The organism is Synechocystis sp. PCC 6714 (genome assembly GCF_000478825.2).
In the GTDB taxonomy this organism is placed as follows: Bacteria; Cyanobacteriota; Cyanobacteriia; order Cyanobacteriales; family Microcystaceae; genus Synechocystis.
The window spans coordinates 3,303,515-3,316,281 of the sequence record NZ_CP007542.1 but is presented as its reverse complement, the minus strand read 5'-3'; the positions used below and the strand labels follow the sequence as shown (position 1 = coordinate 3,316,281).

The 12,767-nt window shown below is 44.3% G+C and carries 17 protein-coding genes; 14 read left to right on the top strand and 3 right to left on the bottom strand.

What is annotated here, in order from left to right; all coding sequences use genetic code 11:
* The first annotated feature begins 28 nt into the window (after positions 1-28).
* Positions 29-1,030: a tRNA lysidine(34) synthetase TilS gene (tilS, locus tag D082_RS15100; protein ID WP_028948293.1), complete on the top strand. Its 1,002-nt coding sequence runs from the start codon at positions 29-31 to the stop codon at positions 1,028-1,030.
* An 85-nt stretch (positions 1,031-1,115) separates the two neighbouring features.
* Here the strand turns inward: tilS and thrC are convergent, their stop codons facing one another.
* Positions 1,116-2,264 carry a threonine synthase gene (gene thrC / locus D082_RS15095; RefSeq protein WP_051738897.1) on the bottom strand — a complete coding sequence of 383 codons (1,149 nt, stop codon included), beginning with the start codon at positions 2,262-2,264 and terminating at the stop codon, positions 1,116-1,118.
* A 295-nt stretch (positions 2,265-2,559) separates the two neighbouring features.
* Between thrC and ndhC the strand changes: the two genes are divergently transcribed.
* From ndhC to D082_RS18645, 13 genes are all read left to right on the top strand, one after another.
* The gene (gene ndhC, locus D082_RS15090; RefSeq protein ID WP_028948295.1) at positions 2,560-2,922 is read left to right on the top strand and encodes a photosynthetic/respiratory NAD(P)H-quinone oxidoreductase subunit C; all 363 of its coding nucleotides are present in this window, start codon (positions 2,560-2,562) and stop codon (positions 2,920-2,922) included.
* Between the two features lie 92 nt (positions 2,923-3,014).
* Complete coding sequence (gene ndhK, locus D082_RS15085) at positions 3,015-3,761, top strand: photosynthetic/respiratory NAD(P)H-quinone oxidoreductase subunit K (RefSeq protein WP_028948296.1); 747 nt, start codon at positions 3,015-3,017, stop codon at positions 3,759-3,761.
* On the top strand, positions 3,754-4,293 hold the full coding sequence (locus tag D082_RS15080) for an NAD(P)H-quinone oxidoreductase subunit J (RefSeq protein ID WP_028948297.1): 540 nt from the start codon (positions 3,754-3,756) through the stop codon (positions 4,291-4,293). The genes ndhK and D082_RS15080 overlap by 8 nt, the downstream gene beginning before the upstream one ends.
* Positions 4,294-4,451: 158 nt before the next feature.
* Positions 4,452-4,949, top strand: coding sequence for a YqhA family protein (locus tag D082_RS17430; RefSeq protein WP_028948298.1), 498 nt, complete (start codon positions 4,452-4,454; stop codon positions 4,947-4,949).
* A gap of 168 nt (positions 4,950-5,117) precedes the next feature.
* A complete protein-coding gene (locus D082_RS15070) occupies positions 5,118-5,816 on the top strand; it encodes a Crp/Fnr family transcriptional regulator (protein ID WP_028948299.1) in 699 nt (232 codons plus the stop codon).
* A 136-nt stretch (positions 5,817-5,952) separates the two neighbouring features.
* Positions 5,953-6,765 (top strand): DUF2232 domain-containing protein, encoded by an 813-nt coding sequence (locus D082_RS15065; RefSeq protein WP_028948300.1) that lies wholly within the window; start codon positions 5,953-5,955, stop codon positions 6,763-6,765.
* A 75-nt stretch (positions 6,766-6,840) separates the two neighbouring features.
* Entirely contained in the window at positions 6,841-7,392 is a 552-nt protein-coding gene (locus tag D082_RS15060) for a hypothetical protein (RefSeq protein ID WP_028948301.1), read from the top strand.
* Positions 7,393-7,442: 50 nt separating this feature from the next.
* The gene (locus tag D082_RS19340) at positions 7,443-7,565 is read left to right on the top strand and encodes a hypothetical protein (protein WP_255356932.1); all 123 of its coding nucleotides are present in this window, start codon (positions 7,443-7,445) and stop codon (positions 7,563-7,565) included.
* A 79-nt stretch (positions 7,566-7,644) separates the two neighbouring features.
* Positions 7,645-7,785, top strand: a complete 141-nt coding sequence (locus D082_RS18775) for a hypothetical protein (protein WP_020862346.1) — start codon at positions 7,645-7,647, stop codon at positions 7,783-7,785.
* Positions 7,786-7,810: 25 nt separating this feature from the next.
* Positions 7,811-9,445: an MFS transporter gene (locus tag D082_RS15050; RefSeq protein WP_028948302.1), complete on the top strand. Its 1,635-nt coding sequence runs from the start codon at positions 7,811-7,813 to the stop codon at positions 9,443-9,445.
* 456 nt (positions 9,446-9,901) lie between these two features.
* Complete coding sequence (locus tag D082_RS15045) at positions 9,902-10,756, top strand: hypothetical protein (RefSeq protein ID WP_158506524.1); 855 nt, start codon at positions 9,902-9,904, stop codon at positions 10,754-10,756.
* Positions 10,749-11,309: a hypothetical protein gene (locus D082_RS15040; RefSeq protein ID WP_028948304.1), complete on the top strand. Its 561-nt coding sequence runs from the start codon at positions 10,749-10,751 to the stop codon at positions 11,307-11,309. The genes D082_RS15045 and D082_RS15040 overlap by 8 nt, the downstream gene beginning before the upstream one ends.
* Before the next feature lie 342 nt (positions 11,310-11,651).
* Positions 11,652-11,825: a hypothetical protein gene (locus D082_RS18645; RefSeq protein ID WP_158506523.1), complete on the top strand. Its 174-nt coding sequence runs from the start codon at positions 11,652-11,654 to the stop codon at positions 11,823-11,825.
* Between the two features lie 19 nt (positions 11,826-11,844).
* Here the strand turns inward: D082_RS18645 and D082_RS15035 are convergent, their stop codons facing one another.
* Together D082_RS15035 and D082_RS15030 are read right to left on the bottom strand one after the other, a co-directional pair.
* Positions 11,845-12,186: a ribulose bisphosphate carboxylase small subunit gene (locus tag D082_RS15035; protein ID WP_010873420.1), complete on the bottom strand. Its 342-nt coding sequence runs from the start codon at positions 12,184-12,186 to the stop codon at positions 11,845-11,847.
* Positions 12,187-12,218: 32 nt separating this feature from the next.
* Positions 12,219-12,629: a chaperonin family protein RbcX gene (locus D082_RS15030; RefSeq protein ID WP_028948305.1), complete on the bottom strand. Its 411-nt coding sequence runs from the start codon at positions 12,627-12,629 to the stop codon at positions 12,219-12,221.
* Positions 12,630-12,767 lie beyond the last annotated feature (138 nt).

The window sequence follows — 12,767 nt, the reverse complement described above, 5'->3', positions numbered from 1 at the left end:
AAAGAAAAAGAAGTAAAAGACAAAATAGATGGTTTGGACATTACTGCACAGTCGGCTTCATCAATGCTTGCAACGGCGATTTCCCGAACTAAAAGCAAGTCGCATCTTAGTAGCAGTATCGGGGGGACAAGACTCCCTCTGTTTACTGCATCTACTTAATGATTTAACCAAACAATGGCAGTGGCATTTGGCCGTAGCCCACTGTGACCACCATTGGCCCACCGACGAAGGTATTGCCGACCATGTACAGCGCCTAGCCCAGGGTTATAAATTACCCTACTTCCAACGGGATGCCCAGGATTTACCCCAAACTGAAGCGGCGGCCCGCCATTGGCGTTACCAGGCCCTGACGGCGATCGCCAGGGCAGAAAATTTTCCGGTGGTGATGACAGGACATACCCAGAGTGATCGGGCGGAAACATTGCTGTTCAACTTAGTGCGGGGCAGTGGTAGTGACGGTTTGCAGTCCATGGGCTGGATAAGGGAGTTGGCCGACTTAGATGTTGCCAAAAAAGAGAATTTTAAGATTAGATTAGTCCGTCCTCTCTTAGACATTAGCCGCCAAGAAACTGGGGATTTTTGCCAGCAACAAAAATTATCGATATGGGCAGATGTGCTCAACGAAAAATTAGCCTATCGCCGCAACCGCATCCGGGGGGAACTGATTCCGTATTTACGGAAACATTTCAATCCCCAGGTGGAAAAAAAATTAGCCCAAACGGTGGAATTATTAACGGCAGAAGTGGCTTATTTAGAGCAGATTACTGGAGAAATTTATCAAACCCTCATCCAATCTGATCAAAAAAGCTTAGATCGCCGTCGCCTCAGTCAACAGCCCCTAGCTTTACAGCGTCGCATCATCCGCTGCTTTTTACAATCTTGCCAAACCCAAGCCCCTAATTTTGAACAGATCGAACAGATAGTAGCTTTAATTAATGCCCCCAATGGCTCCCAAACTTCTTCCCTACCAAGTCAAGGAATAATTAGGGTAGAAGGGGATTTTTTACATTATATTAATGGGGAAAAATAAAAGCATCTTTGGTAAAGGCCTTAGCTGTCTCAATTTTACTTTGATTGACTATAATTAATGGAGGGGAAAATGGTGGAAATTGCAGTTAAAAACCCATCGCTTTGGCAACAATTTCCAAATCTGGTTTCAATCCCGCTTTAACTTGATTGCCGCTATTTTGCACAGCACAGTCAGGGTCTTTCAAACCATTGCCGGTCAGTACACAAACCACCGTAGCTCCAGCGGGTACTTGGTCTTTACGCTTCAACAAACCAGCCACGGAAGCGGCACTGGCGGGTTCACAGAAAACCCCTTCTTCAGCAGCGAGAATTCGGTAAGCCTCCAAAATTTCCGCGTCGGTGACGGGGTGGAATTCCCCATTACTTTCCCTAGAAGCAGCCCAGGCTTTATCCCAGTTAGCAGGATTGCCAATGCGAATGGCGGTGGCTAGGGTTTCGGGATGACTAATGGGTTGCCCTTGAATAAAAGGGGCCGATCCAGCGGCTTGGAAGCCCATCATCCGGGGGAGGCGATCGCCTTTGCCCAGTTCTTTGTATTGACAGAAGCCCATCCAGTAGGCGGTGATGTTACCGGCATTGCCCACGGGGATGCAAAGCCAATCGGGGGCCTGTCCCAACACGTCAACAATTTCAAAGGCGGCGGTTTTTTGCCCTTCCAAACGGTAGGGATTAACGGAATTAACCAGGGTAACGGGGTAATGTTCCGACAACTGCCGCACCGTGGTCAAAGCATCATCAAAATTACCGTCAATGGCAATTACTTCCGCACCATAGATCAAAGCCTGACCTAGTTTTCCTAAAGCTACATAGCCATCGGGGATAATAACAAATGCCCGCAAACCAGCCCTTCTGGCATAGGCCGCTGCCGCCGCTGATGTGTTGCCCGTACTAGCACAAATTACCGCCTTCGCCCCCTCTTCCTTCGCCTTGGAAATGGCCATGGTCATTCCCCGATCCTTAAAACTACCGGTGGGATTGAGACCGTCATATTTAACAAACACCCGCACGTTTTTGCCAATTCTGCTGGCGATCGCCGGGGCGGGAATTAGGGGAGTATTGCCTTCTAGCAGAGTTACCACCGGAGTTTGGTCAGAAACCGGCAGATAGGGACGATAGGTTTCAATCAATCCACGCCAACGACAGGCCGAACTCTGGGGACAGACGGGGGCGGCACTGGGCAACACTGTCGAATTTGGGGCGGATGGAGGCATAGTAAAGGGATAACAAAAAATCATGGGGGGCCATGGCCCAAGGTTCCATTCTACAAAACAGCGGGCACTGAAATCCCGATCAGCTCAGAATTGCAATTATTGTCGAAACAATTGGTAGGTATAGGTTAAACGTATAGTTCAGGCCTTGGTCTGTCCTAGTCAGAGTCCTATAATCAGGAAAATTAGCAAGATGCCCCCCAGGCGATCGCCAACAAATTCAACAAGTCCGGTAAGCTTGACCCAGGCATGACCATTTGTGGTGAAATATACCTGGGAATACCCCCTGCCCACCATTCGCCGTGAGGAGACCATTGGCCCTGTGTTTGTTTTAACCGGTTACGAATATTTTCTCGGCTTTCTCTTTATCTGCTCCCTGGTACCAGTGTTGGCCCTGACTGCGTCCAAACTCCTCCGTCCCAGGAATGGGGGGCCAGAGCGGCAAACTACCTACGAATCCGGCATGGAGCCTATTGGTGGGGCCTGGATCCAATTCAATATCCGCTATTACATGTTCGCCCTGGTATTTGTAGTCTTCGATGTGGAGACGGTGTTTCTTTATCCCTGGGCCGTTGCCTTTAATCAATTGGGCCTGTTAGCCTTTGTAGAAGCTCTGATTTTCATCGCTATTTTGGTGGTTGCATTGGTCTACGCCTGGCGCAAGGGAGCTTTGGAATGGTCCTAGGATATTCAGAAGTATTGCCCAATTTTGACTCAATCTTGACCACTGTTTTGTCCAGCCTTGCCTGACCCCCCTGTTGTCTTCTCCTATTTCCTATGAGTCCCAACCCTGCTAATCCCATTGATCTGGAACGGGCCGCCACGGCGAAAATTCTCAACCCGGCCAGCCGTAGCCAAGTTACCCAAGACCTTTCCGAGAACGTCATCCTAACTACGGTGGATGACCTCTACAACTGGGCCAAACTTTCCAGCCTGTGGCCCCTGCTCTATGGCACCGCCTGTTGCTTCATTGAGTTTGCGGCTTTAATCGGTTCTCGCTTTGATTTTGACCGGTTTGGTTTGGTGCCCCGTTCTAGCCCCCGGCAGGCGGACTTGATTATCACCGCCGGAACCATCACCATGAAAATGGCCCCCGCCCTGGTGCGTCTTTATGAAGAAATGCCAGAACCAAAATATGTCATTGCCATGGGAGCTTGCACAATTACCGGTGGCATGTTTAGCAGTGATTCCACCACAGCGGTGCGGGGGGTAGATAAGCTAATTCCCGTAGATGTATATATTCCCGGCTGCCCTCCCCGCCCAGAGGCCATTTTTGATGCGATTATTAAACTGCGTAAAAAGGTAGCCAATGAATCTATCCAAGAACGGGCCATCACCCAGCAAACCCATCGTTACTACAGCACTTCCCACCAAATGAAAGTGGTGGCACCGATTTTAGACGGCAAGTATTTACAACAGGGTACCCGTTCCGCTCCCCCCCGGGAGTTGCAAGAGGCCATGGGAATGCCTATGCCCCCTGCTTTGTCCACTTCTCAACAAAAGGAGCAATTAAACCGTGGCTGAAGAAGTAAATCCCCCCAATGAAGCTGTTAATCCCCAAGAGGAGACGGCAATTACCCCTGTGGGCCCTGTGTCCACTTGGTTGACCACCAATGGTTTTGAACATCAAAGCTTGACGGCGGATCATCTGGGGGTGGAAATGGTGCAGGTGGAGGCGGATTTACTCTTACCCCTCTGTACGGCTTTATATGCCTATGGCTTCAACTATTTACAGTGCCAGGGAGCCTACGATGAAGGGCCAGGCAAATCATTGGTGAGTTTCTACCATCTAGTCCGGTTGGCCGATGATACCCGTAACCCAGAAGAAGTACGGTTAAAGGTATTTTTACCGAGGGAAAATCCGGTGGTACCCTCCGTTTACTGGATTTGGAAAGCGGCGGATTGGCAGGAGCGAGAATGCTATGATATGTTCGGTATCGTTTACGAAGGTCATCCCAATTTAAAGCGCATTTTAATGCCCGAAGATTGGATCGGTTGGCCTCTACGCAAGGACTATATTTCTCCCGATTTTTACGAACTCCAGGATGCCTATTAGGTGTTTTGGTGGTACACAAAACAGATTCAATCGTTTCTTTCCCCCATTGTTTGCAGTTGTGCCATGGCTTTGGGGGAATCTTTTTGCATCTATTATTTTTATATCATTTCCATTAGGCTACCCTGGCGATAACCTGTGAATTTCTTTTTACTAAACCTATGAACTTAGTCAAGGGCATTATTCTTTTGCATCGATACTTAATTTTATTATCAGTATTTTTCATACTAATTACAGCCCTACTAGCTTTCATTTATGCTTCCCTTGAAACGACCCAACTCTGGTGGACTTTGCTTCGGAACCATTGGCATATTAATAAAGTTGATTTTCATTTCATTGAAATAATTGAACGCTTTTTGACGGTGATCGCCCTTTTAATTCTCGGCATTGGACTGTATGAGTTGTTTATTGAGCCGATGAGCTTGCCAGAGCCTTTAAAAGTTAATAATTTCCACGATTTAAAATCTAGCTTGGGCAACATAATTTTGCTCAATATGGTGGTGATATTCTTTGGTGATTTAGCAGAGGGGAAAGATTCCCAAGACTTAGTTTTCCAAGCCTTAGCCACTAGTATTATTTGTGCTATTTTAATTTGGTTTTCCCATGCTGGCCATGGTTCCAAGGAATTGAGCACCTCCAATACTTCCCTGGAACGCTAAAAAAGTGTCCATTTGCCGGATCAATTTTGGGCCAATCAAAATCCGATCGAGTTGATATAAAGTTCTTTCTGTTAATACGTCCGATCATTTCCGCCATTGTTTGGCAGAATTGAAAAACGGAGCTAGTCCCTTGGGGGCATCAATGTTTAATGTTTAGGGAGGAGGGTTATGGGCAATAGTTCCCAAAATTTGGAATTTAGTGAGCGACTAAGCCGAGAAATCCCTTTTTTTGAAGGATTTGAAATAGATGCGTTGCAAATTGCCATTCCCCATATCTCCATTCGCAGCCATCCTGCCAACCAAGTTATTTTACTAGAGCATGATTGGGGTGGCTCCGTCTATTTCATCATGGATGGATGGGTCAAAATTCGTACCCACAACGTGGATGGTCGGGAGGTGACCCTCAACATCGTCGGTAGGGGGGAAGTGGTGGGAGAAATGGCGGCGATCGAAGAAGCCCCTCGTTCCACCGATGTCATTACCCTAACCTCGGCGGAGGTCTGTAGTATTCCGGCAACGGAGTTTTACAATTTCCTCAAAACAGAGCCAATGGCCGGCATCCGCTTAGCCCAGATTATTGCCCGTCGTTTGAGGCAACTTAACCGTCGTTTGCGCCTTAGGGAGGCGGAAAGTTTGACTAGGGTGGTGGATACCCTATTATTTTTGGCAGAAGGTCGGGGCCGGGACACCGATGAGGGGGTAATTATCCCCAACTTGCCCCATCGAGAACTGAGTAGTATCAGCGGTCTGGCGAGGGAAACCGTCACCCGTTGCCTGACTAAACTAGAAAAACGGGGCTTAATTCACCGGGACCTGGATTTTATCAGTGTCGCTAATCTCAAGGATTTAGAGGACCTAATTTCCTGAGCCAGTGATAATTCCCTGGCCACTTACCGCCTCAACCGATCGCCCTAACAAATTGTGTCAAACTAATTGGATTGGGCTTGGCGCTGTGTGTTGGCTGTCAAGTTTCCCAAAGGTTGAACACTGCACCACTGCTTCCATGGCCTTTCCCGCTGACCGATCGCCAAATACTGAAATAAAAACTGAGATTACAAGTCCTGTTAATGACCCCGGGGAAACTGCGGCGGATATTGTGGATGATGACAATTGGGTAGATGGGGGGGACGGAGAAACAGAGGAAAGCAATGCGCTACAGGAATTACCCTTGAGCCGCCAACAGCCTGTGTTGAAATCTCCCGAAACCCTGGCCATGGTGGAAAGTGCTTTTTTGGCCAGCATGGTCAGCATTATCTGGCTGATTAATTACTATTTCCCCATTGGCCCCCTATTACGAATTCTTTTTCCCATCCCCCTGGCTTTGGTTTATCTCCGTTGGCGATCGCCGGCCGCCATTAAGGGCATGATTGCCGCAGGCCTGCTACTTTCTGTGTTGATGGGTCCCACCCGGAGTGTGGTATTTGTCATTCCCTATGGGCTAATGAGTTTGCAATTGGGATTTTGTTGGGTGAGAAACGCATCCTGGGGATTTTCTATTTTTACTGGGGCTTTGATTGGCAGTTTCGGCTTTTTCTTCCGCTTTTGGCTCTTCTCCTTCCTACTGGGGGAAAATCTTTGGCAATATGTCATGGGACAAATCACCAATTTGGTCGATTGGCTATTTTTGCAGTTCAATATTTTGGCCCAACCAGATGTGTTTTTGGTGCAACTGCTGGCGGTGGCGATGATTTTTCTCAACAGTCTGATCTATATGGTGGCAGTGCATTTAACCGCCCTTTTAATTTTGGATCGTCTAGGTAATCCTATTCCCCGGCCCCCCCAATGGCTAAAAGTGATTTTGGATTACGATTATTAGACCTGATGGATCAATAAAAAATGGCAAATTATCTCCGTGATAGGATAAATGCCATCGTTTTTGCAATCCACCATAATGGGCTTGCTGTTGCTCAGACTAATGGGTTATGCCCTCGGTAGCATTGTTATGTACTGGGGCTTTTTGCTTCTCCTGGTTGTCCCCTGGGTATTGGCATTGTTATTGATTGTATTCACCAATGCAGTGTGGAATCAAATCACAGGAAAGAATGATGAATGGCAATGGTTTGCCAATTACACCGATACCATTATTGGTGTGATTAATTCACTCAAGTTTCAGTGGATTGGCTGGATTCCGGGAATTTTAATCCAAATTTGGTATGCTGGCTACGCCGCAAACTTAGTACATAACTCAGCTTTAGATAGAACAGACATTTATGCCATCACCCTGCAATTAATGGGGAGCGCAGGCGTTATTTTAGCCGCATTGGCTTTTTACTGGCTCTATTATTTAATTGTGGAAGTCAATCTGGGCAAATGGATTTACATTTTAGTGGGGGGAATTTCCTTGACAGCATATTTTGTCTTTCTACAATTCCCTCAAGTTGCTGAGGTATTAGGCCAAAGATGGCAACAGGTGTTTAATGCCCTGCTTTGGGCAATGTTGTGAATGATACCATTTGAATTTTATTTTAGATCTTAAGTATTATTTATGCGCCAATGGAGTTTGTTCCTCGTTGGGAGGAAATGGAAATTTTTCAACGGATTATCGACACCAACGGAGCAAAAATTGGTCCGAAAACTGCTAAACCTGACCAAAAAGTGTCCGTGGGAACAGGTTAAACCCCAGACAAGACAGTAAACTAGGACCATGGAAGTCCGTCTAACCTTTGCAATGTAGTCTTTTGGAGAGTCGGTTTTTATGTCTGATCTTAACCGTGGCATCATGAAATTCGACGGAGCAGATAAGCCTTTTCTCGTCGCTGTTTCGGCAATGTTAATCTTGGGGGGTATTGGTGCCCTAATTATCTGGGCCCTACGGGTAGCCTACGCTGTGGGCTAGGAACTTACCGCCACCACCAAGTTTAATGAGCCAATCCCTTTCCGCCGAAAAACTTCACTTTGCCACTAAATTAGCCTACGGAGCGGGGGACTTTGGCCCGGCTATCACTGCTAATATTTTGGTCTTTTACCTGCTGTTTTTCCTCACCGATGTGGCGGGAATACCGGCGGCCCTGGCGGGTAGTGTGTTGATGATTGGCAAAATTTTTGATGCCATTAATGACCCAATCATTGGCTTGTTAAGTGATCGCACCCGCAGTCGGTGGGGCCGTCGTTTGCCTTGGATGTTAGGGGGGATGATCCCCTTCGCCCTTTTGTACGCTGCCCAGTGGTTAATTCCCTCTTTCAGCGAAGATCGTCTGACTAATCAATGGGGATTATTTATTTACTATGTGGCGGTCGCCATGGCATTTAATCTGTGTTACACCACGGTTAATTTGCCCTACACTGCCCTAACGCCGGAGCTGACCCAGAACTACAACGAGCGGACTAGGCTAAATAGTTTTCGTTTCGCCTTTTCCATCGGCGGCAGTATTCTTTCTCTCATTCTCTACATCCTCATCGCCGCTGGTTTGCCCGATCGCCCCCAGCAGCAGTTTGGTGAATTGGGAGTGATGATTTCTGTGCTCTCCATCTCAGCCCTACTTTGGAGTGCGTTGCGGCTGCAAGAAAAGGGTAAAGAGCCAATCCTTTCTCCCAGTCTACGCCGACGTTTAGCTCCTCTGTTAATGGCCGCTGGCATTACCTTAATCTCCTTGGCGATCGCCAGAAGCCTTAACTTGTTGGGGGGTAGCGGTTTTGATTACATCAGCTTTTTCCTCATTTTGCTGGGGTTAATTTGGGGTGGATTTGGTTTTACCCTGCGGGACAGCGCCGTAGAAGAACATCTACAAAAGATTGAAAATTCCCCCAGCCCTGAAGCTGCAGAAAGTTTACCCCTCCTGAAACAACTAAAAATTGCTTTCAGTAACCGGGCTTTTCTATTCGTCATTGGTATTTATCTCTGTTCCTGGTTAGCCGTACAACTCACCGCGTCAATTCTGGTTTATTTTGTCGTTAGTTGGATGGGCTTAGGGGAGCAACAATCCGGCACCATTGCCCTAGCTGTCCAGGGCACTGCCCTAGTGATGCTATTTGTTTGGCAAGCTTTGGCCCAGTTTTTAGATAAAAAAGTTATCTATTTTCTCGGCTCCATGGTGTGGATGGGGGCAGAAGCCGGGCTTTGGTTAGTGCAACCAGGACAAGTCGCTCTACTCTACACCCTAGCTATTTTTGCTGGAGTGGGGGTATCCGTTGCCTATTTGATTCCCTGGTCTATGATTCCCGATGTGGTGGATCTAGACGAATTAAACACCGGCAAACGGAGAGAAGGGGTTTTTTACGCCTTTATGGTGCTACTGCAAAAAGTTGGTCTAGCCCTTGGCTTATTTCTGGTGGGGATAACCCTAGAGGCCTCCGGTTTCATTGCCCGCATTCCTGGAGAACCCATTCCCGTCCAACCCGACAGCGCTCTCTGGGCCATTCGTTTTGCCGTTGCTCCACTGCCAGCTTTCTTTTTACTGGGCGGATTGATACTAGCTATTTTCTACCCCATCACCAGGGCAGTCCATACCGATATTCGTCAACAATTACAAGCTCGCCAGCAAAATAACCATATTTGATCTTTCCACTATTGAACATTATTTTTTTCCCACAGACATCACTACTGTCACCGATCTATCCACCAGGCGATCGCTCTCTAAATGTAAAGCCTTTTACCTTGGGGTAAGCAGTATGGATTTAGTCGCAACGAATTTTGAGAAATCGTCTGCAAAAACACTTGTTCGATCTTGGCAATAGTTTCTGGACTTGGGTTTTGTTTTGTTACTGAGGGCGATAGCTTTATTGTTGAGCTAACATTAGGATCCTTCTCGATATTGTAATGAGGGTTATTTTATTATGGAGGTGCCTGTTATAGTGATCGCTGTAAAAGAATCGACGAGAAAACCAGTCCATATTAATTTTTGTTATACACTAGTCATTCAATCAAAAATACTACTAAGATCAATGGTATAAGTTACTGCACATCCTTCACTCAAAATAATATGAAAGTAACAAGAAAGATCGGTTTCTATTCCATGCAAATCGTGAGTCGCAATGATGCAAGTGAAGTTTTTGATGTCTCTAAATTACGAGAAATTGTTAACTACATAGTTAGTCTAGCTAGAGAAGATAGAAAATGGGATGCGACGAAAAGAAAATTTTTCTTTTTAAGTGATGTTAATGTCATCCCTAACAATCATAATGTTGAAACATGGATTTTTAAAGGAGCAGAGCACAGCTATCGTCCTCCATTACTTAATAGTAATACTCTCCAAGAGCGTGAGAATCCTAGAGAACTAGAAGAAGGAGATATGGAAAAAACTCATTTAGGAATTTGTTACTATGAAGATGAAATTATTCTTATTCTTGAAGAAATCAAGTCTGGTATTAACATTGGTAGAATAAATATGTATCTAGAAAATTTTGCAGAAGACTTTTATCGTCTTTCTGGAAATAAGCTAAATTACAAAATTAAACATTCAAGTATTCCTAAAGAAAATTTCTTAGAGGAACTTCAAAAACTGAGAAGAGTTCGTCTTGGAATTGTCTCTGTATCTAAACAATTGTTGGGTAGCGAATTTTTGAATTTTTCTAACAGGATTCATGAAATACAAGATGAAATTAACATCGAAATTAAAGCTTGTCGTATGGGATCGATCCAAGATACTGTTTCAGATATTTACAAAAAACTAACAGGCAGCCATGAAAATATAAAAAAAATCAGAGTATATGGATTAGATGAAAATAATCACGAAATCATTCTTGATACAGAAATCATCAAAAAAATTCAGCATATTGAACTTGAAACTGATATTTTAACTGGTGAAATAGATAGTCAAGAAATGATCGCTAATATTTTACAAATTTTACTATCATATAACAATGAGTAAATATATTTATCTTGAGTTTTTAATCCCCATTAAAGATTATTTTACGACTCTCAAAAAAAAGGAATTTGTATTTGAGTGGTTTGTACCTTTTATTGTAGCTTTATTTATTTATCTATTTATTTTAAGCAAAGGTAGCTACACAGAAAATATCAAGCAATTCAATGGATATATTATCACATTACTAGGAATACTTATTGGATTTTCAATGACTTCTATTACATTACTGGTAACAAGTAACAGTAAAAATATTGAAAGATTACAGGAAACACAGACTAATCGCAAAGTGGAGAAGCAACCAATTAATCTTTATCAATTAGTTTTAATAAACTTTGTTTTTGTCTTAATGATTGAAATATTCACTCTTCTTGTTAATCTAATGTTCTGTCTTGTTGATATTATTAGCGATAAGCCAAAAGAAACTTGGAAATATTTTTATACGGTTAATCTATTTTTATTATTAAATATTGTCTTGCTAAGTATAAGAAATACAACAAATATATATTTTGTTTTTTTGGCCAACAAAAAGAGTTCGGCAGCACAAAACACCGAATAAATATACGAGTAGATTACAAAATAAGTGCAAAAATATTGATTGTTGATCTCATCTCACTTTTCCTCACCATTCAAAGAAGAATATCGCCCTTCTATCATTTTAGTCAGTAAATTTTAAAACGAATTGCCGGAAGTCTTTGATGATAACTTTTTTAGGATGTGTACCTAATAAAAAGTCTTGCCCTTGTATTTTATAGTCATTTCAAATAATTTCGAGACTGCTTAAGTCTTTATTGACAAGCTTTTCGGTGAATTTGACTGCCACAGTCTTACTAGAAACGACTATACGTTGGAAGAATCTTAAAATTTTCTCCTAGTAATTGTTCTTATAAGGTAAAGCCAAATGATTAGTTTCCAGACTCAGGAAAAAGCAACAAAAAACCCGCCGGAGCGGGCTAAAACTGAATTTATAGTTGATTTAATTGAAAGTAAGACACTGACCAGAGCTAAAAGCGTCTTTGGTAAAGACTTTAGTCGTCTCAATCTTACTTTGATTGGCTATAAGTCAGTTTTTTAGCAATTACCAAAATCGCAACTTAGTAACGGCCTTGGTTTTGGTTGGGTTTGTGGACAATGAAGCTTACAGTCTGACACTGTTTGATATTGTCAAAACCAATTACCCGAATGTAGCAGTTGGGGTTCTCAGAACGGCATTCCCGTACTTCGGCTAGAACTTCATTGGCAGTGGCACCACCGAAGAAAGGCAGTTTCCACATAGTCCAGAAGTGGGTTTCGGGTTGGGGATCTTCTTCAAATTCCACACCGGGAATAAAGCCCTGGTCTAAAAGAAACTCAACTTGTTTAGCAATCTGTTGATCGGTTAAAGGGGGCAGGTAAGAAAGGGTTTCGTAGCGGCGCTCTTTGGGTAAAGTTTTCATCGATTTAAAAGTTTTCCTTGCTGATGACTACGTTAGGACGGGGGAGAATCTTTACTGTCTGATTCCCCGTTGGAGGTTTCCGAAGGGCAATTATTGACTTCGGTTACAGTGCGGGTCAGGCGTTCAAGCAAATGGCGGCGGTGGGCAATGTTAGATTCCGCTAAACTACTCCGGGTCATACCGGGCAAAAAATCTAACACCGATTCGGCAATGTCTTCCCTAACCGCTAGGATCCTGAGCACCAGTTCCTTATTTTCATCCAGGAGTTCCGTCAAAAACGTTTCTCCATTTTGGATACTGTGACTGGCTAAATATTGGTTTAACCAAATGGCCTGGGGAGGGTTGGTTTCCCTGAGTTCACTCTGGATCCTGAGAACGGCTTGGTAGGTGAGATAACTTTGCAGTACTTTCACCGTTGCCTGAGCTATGTGCTTAGTTTGCATGAACACTCTACCCGGTAATTGGTAAATTGCTGTCGAAGTTGAACATCAGTCAGCAGTGGGTTTTAGCTGATTAACAATTTTTTGGGAATTGTTAATGGCTAACTGTTAGTTAAGCCGCTGTTAATGGCTAATTAGTTA

What these genes read in the sequence shown, in the direction of transcription:
- D082_RS19340 (WP_255356932.1), top strand. Translation starts at nt 7,443, where the DNA reads ATGGAGTTTGTTCCTCGTTGGGAGGAAATGGAAATTTTTCAACGGATT.
- thrC (WP_051738897.1), bottom strand. Translation starts at nt 2,264, where the DNA reads ATGATTTTTTGTTATCCCTTTACTATGCCTCCATCCGCCCCAAATTCG.
- ndhK (WP_028948296.1), top strand. Translation starts at nt 3,015, where the DNA reads ATGAGTCCCAACCCTGCTAATCCCATTGATCTGGAACGGGCCGCCACG.
- D082_RS18775 (WP_020862346.1), top strand. Translation starts at nt 7,645, where the DNA reads ATGTCTGATCTTAACCGTGGCATCATGAAATTCGACGGAGCAGATAAG.
- D082_RS15060 (WP_028948301.1), top strand. Translation starts at nt 6,841, where the DNA reads ATGGGCTTGCTGTTGCTCAGACTAATGGGTTATGCCCTCGGTAGCATT.
- D082_RS15035 (WP_010873420.1), bottom strand. Translation starts at nt 12,186, where the DNA reads ATGAAAACTTTACCCAAAGAGCGCCGCTACGAAACCCTTTCTTACCTG.
- D082_RS15050 (WP_028948302.1), top strand. Translation starts at nt 7,811, where the DNA reads ATGAGCCAATCCCTTTCCGCCGAAAAACTTCACTTTGCCACTAAATTA.
- D082_RS17430 (WP_028948298.1), top strand. Translation starts at nt 4,452, where the DNA reads ATGAACTTAGTCAAGGGCATTATTCTTTTGCATCGATACTTAATTTTA.
- D082_RS15065 (WP_028948300.1), top strand. Translation starts at nt 5,953, where the DNA reads ATGGCCTTTCCCGCTGACCGATCGCCAAATACTGAAATAAAAACTGAG.
- D082_RS15040 (WP_028948304.1), top strand. Translation starts at nt 10,749, where the DNA reads ATGAGTAAATATATTTATCTTGAGTTTTTAATCCCCATTAAAGATTAT.
- D082_RS15030 (WP_028948305.1), bottom strand. Translation starts at nt 12,629, where the DNA reads ATGCAAACTAAGCACATAGCTCAGGCAACGGTGAAAGTACTGCAAAGT.
- D082_RS18645 (WP_158506523.1), top strand. Translation starts at nt 11,652, where the DNA reads ATGATTAGTTTCCAGACTCAGGAAAAAGCAACAAAAAACCCGCCGGAG.
- D082_RS15045 (WP_158506524.1), top strand. Translation starts at nt 9,902, where the DNA reads ATGCAAATCGTGAGTCGCAATGATGCAAGTGAAGTTTTTGATGTCTCT.
- tilS (WP_028948293.1), top strand. Translation starts at nt 29, where the DNA reads ATGGTTTGGACATTACTGCACAGTCGGCTTCATCAATGCTTGCAACGG.
- D082_RS15070 (WP_028948299.1), top strand. Translation starts at nt 5,118, where the DNA reads ATGGGCAATAGTTCCCAAAATTTGGAATTTAGTGAGCGACTAAGCCGA.